Below are 16,954 nucleotides of genomic sequence, written 5' to 3'. Positions count from 1 at the left end.
ATGGCCTCATGAGTAACCGATCCGGGTTCGGCCGGACGGGCGGCACCGCAAACGCGAACACGCGGATTCGGCGGCGCTGCGGGATTCCTAGGGAAGGGACGTGCGAACATGGCAGAGTTTTCAAAGGGCATCAGCCGTCGCGGATTTCTGGCGGCATCCGGCGTAGCGGCGGCCGGCGCTGCGGCATGGGGGCTTGCGGGTTGCACTCCGAAGGCAAAGGGCGAGAAGGCTGCGGCCGAGTCGGCCTCGTCTGTGGCCGGCGGAACCGCCGGATTTGACGGAACCGGCAACCTCACGTGGCTGGGCGAAGCTCCCTCCATAAGCGACTCCGAAGTTTCCGAGACGCTTGAAGCCGACGTGATCGTGGTGGGTCTGGGCGCTTCGGGACCGGCCGCCGCACGTGCCGCCGCCGAGGCGGGCGCCAAGGTCCTGTGCTTCGAAAAGGCCCCCGCCCTCACCTCGGTCGCCAGCGACATCGCCGCTTTGGGCGGCAGCACGATGGGCAAGTGGGGTCGCGGCGACGGTTTCCTCGACAAGACCATGATCGTGAACCGCCACATGGCCGAAGGCAGCTACCATACGCGCTTCGGCGTCATCGAGCGCTGGGCGAACGAGTCGGGGGCGACCCTGGACTGGTTCATCGAGGCCAGCAAGGATGCCTACATCGCCGACGAGACCTGGTCCGAGATTCCGGCCGACAAGCAGGCGAACTACATCGCTCCCTTCTTCTACCCCATGCCCGAAACCTACGACTGGACCCGCGAGGACCTTCCGTGCTATCCCACGTCCATCACGTTCAGCAATTTGAAGAAGGTTCAGGAAGACAACCTTCAGGTTGCGCTGGATAAGGGCGCCGAGGTTCGCTATTCGTGTCCCGCGGTCAAGCTGATCTCTGAAAACGGCAAGGTCACCGGCGTGTACGCCAAAGACGACGCGTCCGGCAAGTACGTGAAGGCAACGGCTCGAAGTGTCGTGCTCACCACGGGGGACTACCTGGGCAACGAGGATATGATGAGGTTCTATGCGCCCGAGACGGTGGAAAACGGCGTGGGAACCCTCTGCATCACCATGGATTCCCAGGGCAAGCCGGTGAACGTGGGCGACGGACATAAGATGGCGGCCTGGGCCGGGGCGGCTATCGAGCAGTGGCACGCGCCCATGATCCACCATATGGGCGGAGGCGCCGGAGCTGACGGGCGCGGCGTTATGGGCGCCAACGGCTATCTATGGCTGAACCTGCACGGCAAGCGCTTCATGAACGAGGATCTGCCCGGCCAGCAGTTGGAGAACCAGGTTGAGCTGCAGCCCGGTCGCGAGTGCTACCAGCTGTTCGACTCCGCCTGGCCCGAGCAGCTGAAGTACTTCCCCGCAGCTCACGGCATCGCCTGCATTTACCGCGAGGACGAGCTTCCCGCCTATACCGCCAACGGCCTGAAGATCAACGTGCGCACCCCCGCCGATCTGGAGGCCGCCGTGGCCGACGGCCGCTGCATCAAGGCCGATACCATCGACGAGCTGCTGTCGAAGATCTCCGGCATGGACGCCCAGACAGCCAAGAAGTCCATTCAGCGCTACAACGAGCTGGCCGCCGCCGGCAAGGATACCGACTTCGGCAAGTCTTCCCAGCGCCTGTTCGCCTTGGACAAGGCCCCGTTCTATGCGGCCAAGTGCACGCCGGCGCTGAACCTGGGCGCTTTGGGCGGCGTGGTGTCCGACGAGGACTGCCACGTGTTCACCAAGGAGGGCCAGCAGATCGAGGGCCTGTACGTAGCCGGAGGCCCGCAGGGCGGACGCTTCGCGGTGGAATACCCCATTTCCATGAAGGGGCTTAGCATGGGCATGTGCATCACCTTCGGCCGCATCGCGGGGGAAAACGCCGCAGCGCGCAAGTAGCTTTTCCCGGACGCGCGCTTCTCCCCTCCCTGAAGCGACGCTCCCATCGAACCGGGCGTTAGCCCCCCGGTCTGGCGAGGACGGCCCCGTTTGACGGGGCCGTCCTGCGTTATGATAATGATGGCAGAATTTGTCTGAAATACGCATGGAAGAGAAGGTATGGCGTCGCGGGAAATCATCGAGGAGCGGGGAAGGGGCGATCGCGCGCCGGTGCGGTCGCTGCTTCCGGCCACCCAGGTGTTCGGTTTCTGCTTCTACTGGGCATGGGTGTACCTGTCCTTCAACGCGTCGTCGTCCGTCAACCCCGTGCTCTCCACGCATCTGAACCTGGTGTACGTGCACCTGGCATCCATGATCGCGGGCGTTGCGCTTTACGGAGTCGTCATCGCGTTCTCGCGGCGCTCTCGCAGGCTGTTCGAGAGGCGCGCGCAGTTGGCGGTTGCGGGGGCGCTGATGGCGGCGGGAACGGCGTGCTATGCGTTCGGCGATCGCGTGCCCCTGCCGTTGATGCTGGTCGGCGCCGTCGTTTCGGGGGTCGCTTCGGTGTGGCTGGTAATCTTTTGGGGTCGGCTGTTCAGCACGCTGTCGGCGCGCAACATCGTGTTCGCGACCGCCGCTTCGTTCGGATTCGCGCACGTTATCTACTATGCGGGGCTGCTTATGCCCGAGGCTGCGACGGGCGCCGTCACCACGGCGCTTCCCCTGTTGGCGGCCGTGCTGTATCCAGAGCCCCAGAAGATCTGCAGTTATCTGGGTCCCGTCGAAGCCGATGGGGAGGGGGCGGACGGCGCCGTCGCGTCGCAAAGCCAGCGGGCCTCCCGCTTTTCGCTCATGCCGCTTTCGGGCTTGCCGTGGAGGGTTGCGCTTGGCTTGGCGGCGGTCATGTTCGTGTACGGCGGTGCGCGCGTGTACGTGGCCTCGTTCGATCGATCGGGCGTTTTCGGATTCGAGTGGACGGCGGGTCTGACCATCGCGGTGGTGGCGGCGTTCGTGGTGTGGGGGGCGCTTTTCCAAGGGGAGAACGCCAGTTTGGGGACGGCCTACAAGATAACGCTGCCGCTTCTGGGCAGCGCTCTTCTGATGGTGGCCATTTTCGGTCACGAGTACGTGGCCCTCATCGCCCCTTTGATGACGGGCATCCAGGTGGTTATCGAAATCCTCTCATGGATTCTGCTGGCCGACATCGCGCGGACTACGCGCACCCCGGCGTTTCTGGTGTTTGCCATCGGGCGGCTGGCCGTGCAGGGCGGTATGTTCGCCGGGCAGCTGTCGGCGTGGCTGCTGGTCGATATGGTGGTGCCGTTCGCGGTGGCGGGGATTTTCGCGCTTATGCTGGTGACGGGTTTTATGTTCGAAAGCCAAGACACGCTTCTGGTGTTCGAGGCTCCCAGCAAGGTTGAGCGCGAGCGTGCCGAGCGCAGGCTGGGCCGCTCGATGGGAGACCATCTTGAGGAGATGGCTGAGATCTACGGCCTCACCCAGCGGGAAAAGGAGATCTTCTTGCTGTGGGTGACGGGCCATGGGTCGAAGTACATCCAGGAATCCCTGGTCATCAGCTCTTCAACGGTGAAAACTCACGTGCGGCACATCTACGAGAAGTGCGGCGTGCACAGCAGGGCCGAGATCATGCGCCTGCTGGAGATGGGATCGTAGCGTTACGCGGTTCGACCGCGTGCGTCGCAAAAGGCGCGAAACGGGGATGATCGGCTTTACGAGAGCGGAGGTGCGAGGCATGGAGGCAGCGGGAAGCAACAAGGCGCTGGGCGTGGCGTGCATTCTGGCGGGAGCGCTGTGCTGGGCGTTCTCGGGTACCTGCGTGCAGTACCTCACGCAGGAGCACGGCATGGATCCCCATCTGGTTGTGTGCGTTCGCCTGGTGCTGAGCGCGGCCATCCTCATGGCGGTGTGCCTGGTCACCATGCGCGATCAGCTGAAGAGCATCCTTACGAACCGCAACGCCGTCATCGACCTGGTGCTGTACGGGGTGTTCGGCTGCTTCGGATGCCAGTTCACCTATATCATGTCCATCGCGATCAACACGGCGGGCATCGCCACGCTCATGGAGCAGCTGGGAAGCGTGGTGGTCATCGGATACGCCTGTCTGATGGAGCGCCGCCTTCCGCGCAAGCGCGAGCTGACGGCCATTGTTCTGGGTACGGTGGGCATGACCCTCATCTGCACGCAGGGCGATCTTAGCGGCCTGGCGCTTAGTCCGCAGGGTCTGTTCTGGGGGGTTTTGAGCATGGTGACCCTTGCCGCCTACGTGCTGCTTCCCACCTACCTTATGAAGAAATGGAACGGGGTTGCGGTAACGGCCCCCAGCATCATGGTGGGCGCGGTGGCCGCGCTTATCTTCCTGCATCCGGTTGGCTCTATCGTTCCCGCCGACATGGGCGCTATCGCGGGTATCCTGGGGTCGGTGCTTTTGGGCGTGGTGCTGCCCTATCCGCTGTTTTTACGGGGTCTGCGCGAGGCCGGTCCGGTGGTGGCCGGGCTGCTTACCGGCATAGAGCCCGTAGCCGCCCTGGTGTTCACCACGCTTTTGCTGGGTACGGCGGTGACGGGCTTCGATGCGGCCGGTGCGTTTTTCATCGTGGTCATGCTTGCCGTGGTCGCGCTTCCCGATAGGCCGCGCAGGCTGATGCGCGGACCGTCGTTCGGCTCGTCGTCTCCGGACGACGGCGTTCTGGACGAGAGGCCGCCGCTCTGCTAGTGTGATGAAACGTAGTTTCGTATCATGGGGAAGGCGCCAATATATGGCCTGCAATCAGGGATTGCCTACGGGGCGCGACCGGCAAGCGCATTCTGCGGCCATCGATACGCAGGAGATATCGAGGTACTGGGACGTGCGCGCTCCCAGCTATTCCAACGGGATTCGCGACGAGATGGCGGGCTTCGAGCGCCGCGCCTGGAAAAAGATACGTTGCGCGAAGGTTGCTGCAGCTGATCCCCATTCTGCTGGGAATCACCCTGCTGTCGTTCGGCATGATGCATCTGGCCGGAGGCGATGCGGTTACGGCTTTAATTGAAAACCAGGGCGCTGCGATTTCCCGGGCCGAGATCGACCAGAGGAAGGCCCAGCTGGGCCTTGACAAGCCCTTTCTCGTGCAGTACGCAAACTGGCTGGGAGGGCTTCTGACCGGCGATATGGGCGATAGCTACGTGTCGGAAAGCCCGCGTTCTCCACGTTTGCCTCCAAGCTTCCGGCGACGCTTCTCCTGACGCTCTCGTCGGTGGTCTGCACGGTGCTTATCGCGGTGCCGCTGTACAACCTGTGCGCAGGCGCCTCCCGCGCGTTGGGGGACTCGTCCACGCCCATGATCGCCCAGGCGGTTGGCGAGGCGATGAATATCGCTGCCAACTGGCTGTTTCTTTGTGTGCTGGGAACCGGGGTCGAAGGCGTGGCGCTGGCCACGCTGCTGTCGAACCTGGTTGCGGCGGGGCTGGTTGCGAAAAGGTTGTTCGACGAGGGCGGGTTCGGCGCGGTGGGCAAGGCTGCCTCCTGCATCGATTTCGGGCAGATCCGCTCCATGTTGGCGGTCGGCTTTCCCATCGGGATCCAGGCGTTCGCCATCTCGCTTTCCAACGTGTTCGTGCAGTACCAGATCAACCTCATGGGAGTCGATACCGTTGCGGCGTTCGCAACGTACTTCAAGGTCGAGCTGCCCATGTTCTATCTGATCGTGGCATTGGGCCAGACCACAACCACCTTTGTCGCCCAAAACCACGGAGCGGGCCGCGAGGGCCGATGCAGGCAGGGGATCCGCATCTCTTTGGCTTTGGCCCTTGCGGCGACTTTGGGTCTTTCCGCCCTGATGCTGTCGGTTGGACGCTGGGCGTTCTGGGTGTTCGACGAGAACCCCGCAGTCATCGAGACGGGGCTGCGCATCATCGGCGTGACGTTTCCCTTCTACGTTCTGTACGTGTTCCATCAGGTGCTGGGGGATGCGCTGCGCGGTTACGGCACGACGTTCGGGCCGATGGTCGTCGTGGTGGCCAACATCTGCGTGGTTCGCACAGTCTTGCTTGCGCTGTTGACGGCGCGCCGTTTCGGTTGAGGCGGTGGCCGCCGTGTACCCGATCACCTGGGCGGCCACCTCGGCGTGCATGGCGGTGCTGTACGCGCTTCACAGGAAGCGGCGTACCCGAAACTGCGTCTAGCGCAGCCTTGGATGCACCAGGCACAAGACGAATCCTGCGGCAACCAGCGCGAGGCTCAGCGCGAAAGGCGCTGCGGAACTCAGGCCGTACAGAGACGTGGAAAGCAGCGGTGCGATGATGTAGGTAAGGCCGTTGTTCGACATGATCAGTCCCGCAAGCCCTCCCTGCTCTTCGGGTTCGACGTTGAGGGTGGGACCGACGTTGTATCCGGGCATGGCGAACCCGCATCCGGCTCCCATCAAGGTGCACGCCGCGACGATCAGGGGAAGCGTGGACGCCGCAAGAAACAGCGCGCAACCGGCGGTGACCAGGCCCATACCCGTGCGCAGCATGCTGCGGGCGGATAGCTTCAAGCGCGGCGCTATAACTCCCTGGAACAGGATCATGATCACGGAGGTGAGAATCATCAAGGCCGCCGTGTAGGCGGCGGTCTGGGCGGCATCGAGTTCCAGCTGGTCCTGGATCATGAAGCCGAACACGGATTGGATGGAGGAAAACGTCAGGAGCAGGGTGAAGCCCACAAGCAGGAAGGGCAGCACGCGTCGGTCGAAGTAGCGCACTTTGCGGGGACGGTTTTCCTGCGCCCGGGTTGCTTCGGGGTTGAATGCCAGAACCACCACGGCGAAGGCGGCCAGCATCATGAACGGCATCACGACCAAGGGAAGCATCAGCCCTCCGATCATCGACAGGATGCCGCCCGCGATAGATCCCAGGATTCCGGAGAATCCGTTCATGGCCCCTAGGGCCCCTACCGATTTGACGCGTTCCTCTTCGGTGTGGGAGTTCGACACCAGATAGTACTGTGCGGCCGGCATCACGCCCGAGATCGAGCATCCGTAAAGGAAGCCCCTGGTCGCGAGGGCTCCGAACACAAGCCAGAACCCGGCTATAAGCGCCCGGTTGGCCGCGATCGCCACCGCGGCGAAGCTTCCCAGAGCGATGCAGGCTCCCATCATCGAGATCGCCAAAACGCGCTTGACGCCCGCTTTCTGGGCATACGGACCCCAGAAGCGACTGAACAGGGTGAACATCAACGCAGCCGTCGATATGATGGCTCCGACGCTCCATTCCTGCATTCCCAAGGTTCTGGCAAGAGGGGCAAGGATGGGGTTGAGGATCATCTGGCCCGTATAGGCCAAGATCACCACGGCGAACAGAATCTTGGTCTGTCCTGCGTTCGACGTGCGCGCATCGGCGGCAGGGGGTTTCGAGGGGCTTGCGGTTTCGGTGCTCATCGAGGTCTCCTTGTATGTATAGAACAGCGTTCGAGTGTATAGTAGAACAATGTTCTATGATGTCAATAAGGAATTGCCGGGGGGGATGGACGTGGCAGTGGGGGATGGGACTACGGGGCGGCGCGCAGGGTTGGACGAGGACAAGGTGGCGGTTGCGGCGCTGGGCTTGACCGCCGAGCGGGGTTTAAACGGCTGGAGCATGCGCGACCTTGCCGCCGCGCTGGACGTTTCCCCGTCGGTTGCGTACCACTATTTTCCGAACAGGGACGCCGTGGTGTCGAGGGTGCTTGAGGAGGTGGGTCGTCTGGTGGAGCGCCCCGATCCGCAGCTGCCCTGGAAGGAATGGTACATAGAGGTTGCGGTGAGCCTGCGCCGCGTGCTGCTTGCCCACAACGGAGTGGCCAGCCTCATGCAGATGACGCGCTTTCCCCGGTCGCTGCTGTTCGTGGTCGAGGTGGGTTTCGAGAAGCTTCACGAGGCGGGTTTCGCCGACATGACCCCGTTCGCGTACTCCATGATCTTCAACACTGCCCTCGGCGCGATTGCCGCTCGCGACTACCGTTCCGCCAACGAGCGAGACCGGCGGGTAAGCCTTGACGACACGGCGGCCGGCCTCGGCTCCTGCGCGCATGGCTCGCCCGCCGTCTTGGAGCTGCTGGAGGGGTTCATCGTGCCGCTGTCCATAGAAGATAGGACGGGCGGCCCCTACGAGATGAGCGATCGGTATTTCGGGCTGATCATGCGCTCTATCCTTAACGGTATCGAGTCTACGTTGCTTGGCGGCGGGTCCGGGGCCTAGGGCGGCATCCGAGTCCCTCCGTTCGGAGTTTTCATCGTCGTTCGCAAATGGAAACCAAGGGATCGGGGGTTCGATATACCATAGGGGCATCATCGAACCGCACGTGAAAGGACTCTTAATGGCCAGGGTCAACGAGAACTACGCCAAACTTCCCGGCAGCTATCTATTCGCCGAAATAGCCCGGCGCACGTCGGCGTATGCCGAAGCCCACCCCGAAGCGAAGTTGATCAAGATGGGCATCGGGGACGTCACTCGTCCGCTGGCCCCCGCCGTCGTCGAGGCGATGCATGCTGCGGTTGACGACCTTGCCACCAGCGAGCGCTTCCATGGATACGGCCCCGAGCAGGGTTACGACTTCCTGCGCGAGGCCATCGCCCAGCACGATTTCCGTGCGCGCGGCGTCGAGATCGCCGTGGACGAGATCTTCGTGTCCGATGGCGCGAAAAGCGACTGCGGCAACATCGGCGACATCCTGGCTCTGGACAACGTCGTTGCCGTGTGCGATCCGGTGTATCCCGTCTATGTCGATTCCAATGCCATGAGCGGCCGAGCGGGCGACTACGACGCGGCGGCCGAGCGCTGGACGGATATCGTCTACATGCCCACTACCGCGGAAAACGGCTTCTGCCCCGAGTTTCCCGCCCGGAAAGCCGACGTCATCTATCTGTGTTCGCCGAATAACCCGACCGGCACGGTGCTGAACCGCGAACAGCTGTCCGCTTGGGTCGATTATGCGAACGAAAACGGCTCGATCATCATGTTCGACGCAGCCTACGAGCGCTTCATCGTCGAAGAGGGCGTTCCTCATTCGATCTTCGAGATTCCCGGCGCGAAAACCTGCGCGATCGAGTTCCGCTCGTTCTCCAAGACCGCCGGCTTTACCGGTGCGCGCTGCGGTTACACGGTGGTGCCCAAGGAGCTCGAGCGAGACGGCCAGAGCCTGAACGCCCTGTGGAATCGCCGTCAGACCACCAAGTTCAACGGGGCGTCGTATGTGATCCAGCGCGGTGCGGCTGCGATCTACACGACCGAGGGCGCCCGTCAGATCGAGGAGACGCTGGAGTACTACCGTCGGAACGCAGGCGTGATCAAAGAGGGTCTGGAGGCTGCGGGATTTGAAGTATATGGAGCGGTGAACAGCCCGTATGTTTGGTGCAAGACGCCCGAGGGCGCAGGCTCGTGGGAATTTTTCACCAAGCTTCTGGAAGAGGCGAACGTCATCACCACGCCCGGCGCCGGATTCGGTCCGCACGGCGAGGGGTACGTGCGCCTCACCGCGTTCGGCGATGCCGCCGCGACGGTCGAGGCGGTGGCGCGCATCCGCGCCATGTAACCTGATATGCGTTTCATCTGCGGAAAGCGGGCGTTTGGGCGGTATGCCTAGGCGCTCGCTTCCTCTTTGTCCGAATCCGTCATGCGCGCGATGATCTTTCCGAAGGCCGCAGCCAGAAGCTGTTGGAACAAAACGCCCGCCATCACGGGAAACACCGTTTCCGCAGGAAAGTACGAAGCGGCGATCACAGAACCGGCGGAGATGTTGCGCATCCCGCAACCGAAGGCGATGGGCGCAAGCTCGTCGCGTTTTTGACGGGAGGCTTTCGCCAGACCGATTCCCGCAACGAACGCCCCTGCGGTGAACAGTCCCACGAACGCCACGATCGCGGCCAGCTGGGGGGTGGGGTTGCGCACGTAGACGGCGATGCCCGTTGTGTTGGCCGAGACGATGAGGGGGACGATCAGGCGCGCGATCGGGGAGAGCTCGAGCGCAAGCTTCTTTCCCGCCCATCCGTGCGTCAGTTCGTTCAGCCCGAAGCCCGCGAGTGCGGGAATCGCCACCATGAACAGCATATCGCCGATCATACCGGCGGCGTTCACCTCGATCGATGCGCCAAGGAGGGTGTTGAGCGTGAAGGGGATGGAGAAGGGGCAGATAAGCGTCGAGGCCAGCAGGATCGCCAGAGAGGTTGCCGTGTTGCCGCGGCTCAGCGACACCCACATCACCATGGAGGTGGCGACGGGTACCGAGTATTCCAGCACCAGACCCGCGATGACGTCGCTTTCACCGGCGAACAGCAGGCTTCCCGCGCAATATGCGGCTACGGGCATAACCGCATGGGCGAACAGCAAAACCATCACGACGGGAGCGGGACTGGTGATGGCCCGTTTAAGTTTCGAGAGGCTGATGGTGAGGGAGTTCTGGAACGTCATGATGGCGAACAGGACGGGGACGAGGGATCTGAGGCGCCCGATCTGGTCGGGAAAGGCTATGCCTGCCGCAAGGGACAGCAGGATGACGATCGGCATGCGACGTCCTATGAATCTGCCGATATGCAGCCAGATGCTGTGCGCCTCTTGCGGGTTCATGGTTTTCGGGACTTCCTTGGTTAGCGCAACGTGGACTGGGCGAGGTCGATCAGCTCCGACTTCTTGTGTATACCCAGTTTGGCGTAAATGCGCCTCGTATGGGTGCGCACGGTGTTCTCGGACACGAAAAGCTCTTCTGCGATCCGCTTGACGGTCTTTCCGCGCGCGACGGCCTCGGCCACTTCGGTCTCTCGCGCGCTCAGCCCGTAGGCGCGGCGCACCGCATCCATCTGCTTCGAAAGGCGGTCGGTGAAGATGTGTTCCCGCGTGTCGGGCTTTGGCTTCGGGGGCGAGGGCTCTTGCGAGACCGACCGGATCGCCGCCTTGTCGGGGCGCTGCCTTCTCGTAAGGGCGAGGGCAAGCAGCTCGATGCTGTCGTCGCTGAACGCCTTGGCGATGGTCGTCTTCAAGCTGGTGTTGCATAGGAAATACACTATGGCCAAAACGTATACCATCATCAGCGCCAGAAGGATTCGCACCGGGCGGTAGATTCCCCACAGCTCGACGGCGCTTCCGACAACGAACCCCAGGTCGTGCATGAGGTACACGATGCCGCCCATCAGGCCGTAGGCGAAGAAGGGATGCACGCCCAGATCACGGCTGATCTGGCCGGTTTGGATCATCATCAGCAAAAGCGCGATGCCGTAGATGGAATAGAATACCGCGGAGAGCCACTGCGTGTAGGTTGCGGGAAGAAACGGCATCAGCGCCAGCGAGGTGAGCGCGGCCGGAGCGAGCGCCCGAAAAATAGCCAGCGGGTTGAACTTGACGTCGCGCGAGCGCCATATGACGAGGATCGAGCAGGCCGCTGCCAGCAGGGCGGCCATCGACAGGATGTTCACATACGATCCTATTTCGGGCTGCTCGATGGCGGCGGCCCTCATGCAGCCTGTACAGAACCCCAGCGCCGCGACGCCCAGACCGCTTCGATACAAAACGCGCAGGGTGTTGCGGTAAACGCGACGGTTCTTGCGCGGCTCGTCGGAAAACATCGGCTGAGAGAGGTCGATTTCCCTCGAACTGACCACCAGCGCCAGCGCAAACAGGGGCATGAATGCGAAGGGGATGAGATAGACGGTGATCGCGCGGGGGATAAGGTACAGGGCGAAGTAGATGAGCGCCGAATATACGGTGCCCATCATCAGATCCGCCACGCCGCGGTTGGTTTCCTTGGACATGAACAGTCGCTGCCACAGCAGGTAGAACCCGGCCGACCCCGCGCCCAGCGAGGCTCCCCCGAAGACGAGCAGGGGCATTCTCGCTTCGGGGAAGTACATGGCTCCGATGATCAGCGTCCATCCCAGGAAATAGGGAGCGCCGGCTCCGACTACGAGGGGGCGGGCGGTGATGGGGGGCAAGAAATACGATAGTGCGGCCACGAAGAGAAACGTGGTGAAAAACAGGGTGGCTTGGGCGAGGAAGAACCAGAACAGCAACGCGTTGGACTGCATGTCGAAGGGAAGGAACGGAAAGACGCCGCCCCATATGCCCGCCGCATTGGTGGCCATGAACATGGCGTAGGCCAGTGCGGCTATGTTCGGCTTCAAAAGAAGCTGCAGTGTCTTCATGGCATTCCTCTCGAGTGCCTAGGCTAAGGGCAAACCGTGTTCAGTTCAAGGTGAAAACGGGGATGCGACGGGACGCTTGCAGCGCGGGTGCGTTCCATATGCGGGGAACCAGGGCATGTTACACTCTCTGACCTCGCAATTCACATGATTTATGTGACACGGGGGAAGACCCGTCTCGATAGGATGAGATCGTGGTTTTCGACGAGAGGGGAGAAAATATGCCACAGCTGAACCAGTCGCGCCGTACTTTCATGAAGTCGGCGGGGGCTCTTGCTGCCGTCGCGGCAGCGGGCGGAGCTGCGTCTGCTCTGACCCAGCCAACCGAGGCTTTGGGCTCGAAGCGGGAAGAAGACGCGATCGCCTGGAGCATGTGCAACGTCAACTGCGGAGGCAACTGCATCTTCCAGTGGCACGTCAAAGACGGAAAGATCGCCTACATGGAGACCGACAACATAGGGGATAGGGACTTCCAGGCGCGCGCCTGCTTGCGCGGCCGCTCGATGCGTCGCTGGGTGAACAGCCCCGATCGCCTGCTGTACCCGATGAAGCGCGTCGGCAAGCGTGGTGAGGGGAAGTTCGAGCGTATCAGCTGGGAAGAGGCGATCCAGCTGATCCACGACAAGATCCAGTACACGATAGACACCTACGGCAACGAAGCCATCTACTTCAACTACGGCACCGGCATGTATTCCACGACGGGACGCAATCCAAGCAAGCGCCTGCTGGGTATGCTGGGCGGCTTCGTCAACCAGCTCTACGATTACTCGACCCATATGATGTCCGCCTCGATGCCGTACATGTTCGGCAGCGACAAGAAGAAGGGCAGCGTCTATTCTCCGTACGACAACGTGAACGCGTCGTCGTTCAGCGAGGCCGAGGCCCATTCCGATCTGGTGGTTATGTTCGGCAACAGTCCTGCGGACACGCGCATGGGCGGCGCCAACGCCGTATGGGATTTCGCGCGCGTGCGCGAGGCGGTAAACGAGCGCGGTGGAAAGATCGTCAATATCGATTACCGACTGAACGAGACGTCGGCGGGACACTCCGATGAGTGGCTGCCCATCCGCACGGGAACCGACGCCGCCTTGTGCGCAGCCCTGTGCCACGAGTTTGTCGTGGACGGGAAAACCGACGAGGACTTCCTCTCGACGTACTGCGTGGGCTGGGATGAGTCCACCATGCCCGAATCCGCCAAGGGGAAGGGCAAGTCGTACAAGGATTATCTGATGGGTACCGGGTACGACAAGATCGAGAAGACTCCGGAATGGGCTTCCAAGATCACCCAGATCCCCGCAGAGAAGATCCGCCAGCTGGCAAAGGACCTGGAGAGCGCGAAGGCGCCGTTCGTATGCCAGGGCTGGGGCCCTCAGCGCCACTCCAACGGAGAAGACACCGCGCGCGCCATCTCCATGGTTCCGATCGCGTTGGGGCAGATCGGCCTTCCCGGAACGAACACGGGCCAGCGAGAGGCCGAGCCCCCCACGTATCTGGTGGGCGCCCTTCCGTTCAAAAACCCCATCAAAACGAAGCTTCCCGTGTACCAGTGGCTGAATGCCATCGATCACGGCAGCACGATGACGGCCACCAATGCTGGTATCGTGGGCGCCGATAAGCTGGGAAGCGACATCAAGTTGCTTATCAGCTATGCGGGAAACTGCTTCACCAATCAGCACGGCGACATCAACAAGGTTCACGAGGTTCTGTCGGACGAAACCAAGTGCGAGTTCATCTTGGTGTGGGATACGGTTCTCACCGATTCGGGCAAATACGCCGATCTGCTGCTGCCCGATGCGATGCGAGCAGAGCAGATGAACATGCAGACGCAGGGCTATTCCGAGTACTACACGGGCGTGACGGTGGGCGGGCCTGCCCAGGAGGCTCCGGGCGAGTGCAGGAGCCACTACGATGTGTGCGCCGACATCGCCGAGACCTTCGGCATCCGCGAGCAGTTCACCGAGGGTAGAACCCAGGAGCAGTGGATCGAGTTCCTGTACAACGAAGGTCGCAAGAAGCATCCCGAAATGCCCACGTGGGACGAGATTCTCAAGCAGGGCGTGTACAAGAAGGAGCTGCCTCCCTCGATCGGCCTGAAGGATTTCCGGGACGATCCGGTGGCCCACCCCCTGGGCACCCCTTCGGGCAAGATCGAGATCTACTCCGAAAGCCTCGACAAGCTCAACGATTCCTGGGAGCTGGAAAAGGGCGAGGAGATTCACGCTATCCCGGTGTTTTGGCCCGGTCCCGAGGGGTATGGGGAGGTTACCGACGAGTTCCCCCTGTACTGCAGCGGATTCCATTACAAATCGCGCACCCATTCGTCGTTCGGCTTCATCAAGGAGCTCGACGAGATGAACCGCCAGCAGGCATGGATCAACCCCATCGACGCCAAGCTTCGCAGCATCGAAAACGGGGACAAGTGCCGCGTTAAGAGCCCCGTGGGCGAAATCGAGATAGAAGCCAAGGTCACGCCTCGAATCATTCCCGGAACGGTGGGTATACCGCAGGGTGCCTGGCACGATGCCGACATGAACGGAGACCGCGTGGACAAGGGCGGATGTGTGAATACGCTGACCGCCTATAGGCCCACCCCGCTTGCAAAGGGCAACGGTCCCTCTCATTCGATCATCGTCCAGATTACCAAGGCTTAGGTGAATGCAAGATGACTCAATACGGATTTTATTTCGATAGCTCGCGCTGCACGGGCTGCAAGACCTGCGCGCTGGCCTGCAAGGACTACAAGGATCTGTCGGTCGACTTCGCGTATCGCAAAGTGTACGACTACGAGGGCGGCGAGTGGATCGACGGCGAAGACGGCCCCCGCGTGGCTTCCATGTTCGCCTACCATGCGTCCGTCTCCTGCAACCATTGCGACAACCCCGCTTGCGTTCATGTGTGCCCGACGGGCGCCATGCACAAGGATGCGGACAGCGGCCTGGTCGATGTGGACGCAGGCAAATGCATCGGCTGCGGCTACTGCCATATGGCCTGCCCCTACAACGCGCCCAAGGTCGATCGTCAGCTGGGGCGTTCGGTGAAGTGCAACGGGTGCGCCGAGCGCGTGGCCGAGGGGAAGAGCCCCATCTGCGTGGAGGCCTGCCCGCTGCGCGCGCTTGATTTCGGTCCTGTGGAAGAGATGGCGAAGCTGGGCAAGCGTGCCAACATCGCTCCCTTGCCCGAGCCGAGCTACACCGATCCCAACCTGTACGTGCTCGAATCCGATGACGCGCAGCCGGCGGGAACGTTTGGTGGGGAAGTCAAGAACATCAAGGAGGTAATGTAGGATGACCGCGATGCTTTCCGAATTGCCTCTGGCAATCTTTACCACGTTGGCTCCCGTCGGGGCGGGTGCGTTCATCGCGCTGGCTGCCGTGCAGTGCGCAGGCGCATTTCCCGCTCAGGAACAGGGAACGCGCGCACTGAAGCTTATGTGGGTTCCTTTGGCGTTGGTTCTGGCCGGCTTCATCGCGTCGGCGTTCCATCTTGCCGCACCGGGGAACATGCTGCACGTAGCCGAAGGCATCGGGCGATCCCCGCTGTCGAACGAGGTGACTGCGGGCGGTTTGTTCTTCGTCGTGGCCGCTGCGTATTGGATCGCGGCGTCGTCGGGCAAGCTTGGCGACGCGGCGCTCAAGGCTTTCGGCATCGCGGCGGGTGCGCTGGGGGTCGTGTTTGCGGTGTTTACCGGTTTGGCCTACATGATGGAAACCATTCCCACGTGGAATTCCCCCCTCAACATCGTTGCGATGATTGGATACGCCCTGGTTGGCGGCGCGGCACTGGGGCTGATCATGTTGGATGGCGACGATCGTCCGTTCGGCCGCGTTCTCAGCGCCCTTGCGCTGATCGGCTGCGTCCTGGCGTTCATCGGCGTGATCGGCGTGGCTGCGTTCGCTTCGGGCTTGACGAGTCCGATCGCGGCAGGGTCCGATCTGGTGGCGGGAGCTCTCCCGATGATCGTGCTCGGTTTGGCGCTGATCGCAGCGGCGTCCGTTCTGTCGATGATAGCCGCATCCCGTCCCGGCAAGCCGTCGGCGGCGTATCTGTCCTTGCTGCTGGCTGTGATCGGGGTTCTGCTTGCGCGATTCGCCTTCTATGCGCTGCAGATGTCGGTTGGCATTTCACTGATGTAGGGTTTTCTGCCGCACGCAGCGCTTTGCTTTTCTCGCGCCGATGCGCATGAGTGCTGCGGGGCGGGTACAATGCACGTATGTCGAAGGTGGCTTGGCGGATCTTCCGTCGGGCCACCTTCATATTCGGGGGTGATGACTGACATGTGCGAGACGAAAGATATCGATGGGCAGGCTGTCCTCAATGAAGACATGCTGGCCGACGTTTCGTTCGTATCCGAATCGCTGTCTCCGTTCTTCACCTTGGAGCCGGGGTCGGCTGCGGTCGAAGCTCTTTACGATGCGTTCGCCCATCTGGAGGTGGGAGATGCCGCCGACCAATGGCCTTTCGTGGAGGGAAAGGATGCGCGGGGTCCTCTTTCCGCAATGCAGAAGGGGGCTGCCCGTCGCGCTGCCCTGCTTGACGAATTTCGCCGGTTGTTCGTGGGGCCCCAGGTGAAGGCCGCTCCTCAATGGGGATCGGTATACACCGATCGGGACGGGGCGCTGTTCGGCCGGACTACCGGCGAGCTTCGAGGGTGGCTGCGGGAGCACGGCGCACCCGTTTTCGTTGAACGGAACATGCCCGAAGATCACTTCGGGTGCATGCTGGCGATGCTGTCGTGGATTGCCCGAAACCGTCCTGGCTGCCTGGGCGAGTTTTTAGGACAGCATCTTCTGCCGTGGGCGCCGAGGTTTCTTGATAGGCTGGAGACGGAAACGGACGGCGATTTTTTCCGGGGGTTGGCGCAGATCACGCATGCATCGCTTGAGGGGATGCGCCGCGAGTTGCGTATCGAGGCGCGCCCGGTTCGCCTATACCGCTAG

14 protein-coding genes are annotated in these 16,954 nt (G+C 62.1%); 11 read left to right on the top strand and 3 right to left on the bottom strand.

Features of this window, described 5'->3' with window-relative positions:
• Positions 1-108 precede the first annotated feature (108 nt).
• The 5 genes from EIH26_RS01680 (at position 109) to EIH26_RS01660 (ending at position 5,951) form a co-directional block, all read left to right on the top strand.
• A complete protein-coding gene (locus EIH26_RS01680) occupies positions 109-1,893 on the top strand; it encodes an FAD-binding protein (protein ID WP_124060474.1) in 1,785 nt (594 codons plus the stop codon).
• A gap of 159 nt (positions 1,894-2,052) precedes the next feature.
• Entirely contained in the window at positions 2,053-3,546 is a 1,494-nt protein-coding gene (locus tag EIH26_RS01675; RefSeq protein ID WP_124060473.1) for a helix-turn-helix transcriptional regulator, read from the top strand.
• Positions 3,547-3,625: 79 nt separating this feature from the next.
• The gene (locus EIH26_RS01670) at positions 3,626-4,606 is read left to right on the top strand and encodes a DMT family transporter (RefSeq protein WP_164470943.1); all 981 of its coding nucleotides are present in this window, start codon (positions 3,626-3,628) and stop codon (positions 4,604-4,606) included.
• A gap of 41 nt (positions 4,607-4,647) precedes the next feature.
• Positions 4,648-5,115: a hypothetical protein gene (locus EIH26_RS01665; protein ID WP_370453762.1), complete on the top strand. Its 468-nt coding sequence runs from the start codon at positions 4,648-4,650 to the stop codon at positions 5,113-5,115.
• A gap of 35 nt (positions 5,116-5,150) precedes the next feature.
• A complete protein-coding gene (locus tag EIH26_RS01660; protein ID WP_206424651.1) occupies positions 5,151-5,951 on the top strand; it encodes an MATE family efflux transporter in 801 nt (266 codons plus the stop codon).
• 99 nt (positions 5,952-6,050) lie between these two features.
• On the opposite strand, the gene EIH26_RS01655 is transcribed toward EIH26_RS01660, so the two are convergent.
• On the bottom strand, positions 6,051-7,289 hold the full coding sequence (locus EIH26_RS01655; protein ID WP_124060471.1) for an MFS transporter: 1,239 nt from the start codon (positions 7,287-7,289) through the stop codon (positions 6,051-6,053).
• Positions 7,290-7,374: 85 nt separating this feature from the next.
• Here EIH26_RS01655 and EIH26_RS01650 point away from each other — a divergent pair, with 85 nt between their 5' ends.
• Both EIH26_RS01650 and EIH26_RS01645 read left to right on the top strand, forming a co-directional pair.
• A complete protein-coding gene (locus EIH26_RS01650; protein WP_124060470.1) occupies positions 7,375-8,088 on the top strand; it encodes a TetR/AcrR family transcriptional regulator in 714 nt (237 codons plus the stop codon).
• A 118-nt stretch (positions 8,089-8,206) separates the two neighbouring features.
• A complete protein-coding gene (locus EIH26_RS01645; protein WP_124060469.1) occupies positions 8,207-9,421 on the top strand; it encodes an LL-diaminopimelate aminotransferase in 1,215 nt (404 codons plus the stop codon).
• A gap of 47 nt (positions 9,422-9,468) precedes the next feature.
• Here EIH26_RS01645 and EIH26_RS01640 read toward each other — a convergent pair whose 3' ends face one another.
• Together EIH26_RS01640 and EIH26_RS01635 are read right to left on the bottom strand one after the other, a co-directional pair.
• Complete coding sequence (locus EIH26_RS01640) at positions 9,469-10,452, bottom strand: bile acid:sodium symporter family protein (protein ID WP_124060468.1); 984 nt, start codon at positions 10,450-10,452, stop codon at positions 9,469-9,471.
• Between the two features lie 20 nt (positions 10,453-10,472).
• The gene (locus tag EIH26_RS01635) at positions 10,473-12,020 is read right to left on the bottom strand and encodes a response regulator transcription factor (protein WP_124060467.1); all 1,548 of its coding nucleotides are present in this window, start codon (positions 12,018-12,020) and stop codon (positions 10,473-10,475) included.
• Positions 12,021-12,238: 218 nt separating this feature from the next.
• On the opposite strand from EIH26_RS01635, the gene EIH26_RS01630 reads away from it, so the two are divergent.
• From EIH26_RS01630 to EIH26_RS01615, 4 genes are all read left to right on the top strand, one after another.
• Positions 12,239-14,668, top strand: coding sequence for a DMSO/selenate family reductase complex A subunit (locus tag EIH26_RS01630; protein WP_124060466.1), 2,430 nt, complete (start codon positions 12,239-12,241; stop codon positions 14,666-14,668).
• 11 nt (positions 14,669-14,679) lie between these two features.
• Positions 14,680-15,300, top strand: a complete 621-nt coding sequence (locus EIH26_RS01625) for a DMSO/selenate family reductase complex B subunit (RefSeq protein ID WP_124060465.1) — start codon at positions 14,680-14,682, stop codon at positions 15,298-15,300.
• A gap of 1 nt (position 15,301) precedes the next feature.
• Positions 15,302-16,150 (top strand): DmsC/YnfH family molybdoenzyme membrane anchor subunit, encoded by an 849-nt coding sequence (locus EIH26_RS01620; protein WP_124060464.1) that lies wholly within the window; start codon positions 15,302-15,304, stop codon positions 16,148-16,150.
• A gap of 141 nt (positions 16,151-16,291) precedes the next feature.
• A complete protein-coding gene (locus EIH26_RS01615; protein WP_206424650.1) occupies positions 16,292-16,954 on the top strand; it encodes a molecular chaperone TorD family protein in 663 nt (220 codons plus the stop codon).

The sequence above is a fragment of the Gordonibacter sp. Marseille-P4307 genome, assembly GCF_900604965.1.
Lineage (GTDB): Bacteria > Actinomycetota > Coriobacteriia > Coriobacteriales > Eggerthellaceae > Berryella.
Note: the sequence above shows the minus strand (reverse complement) of the source record. Positions and strands in the feature narration are given on the sequence as shown.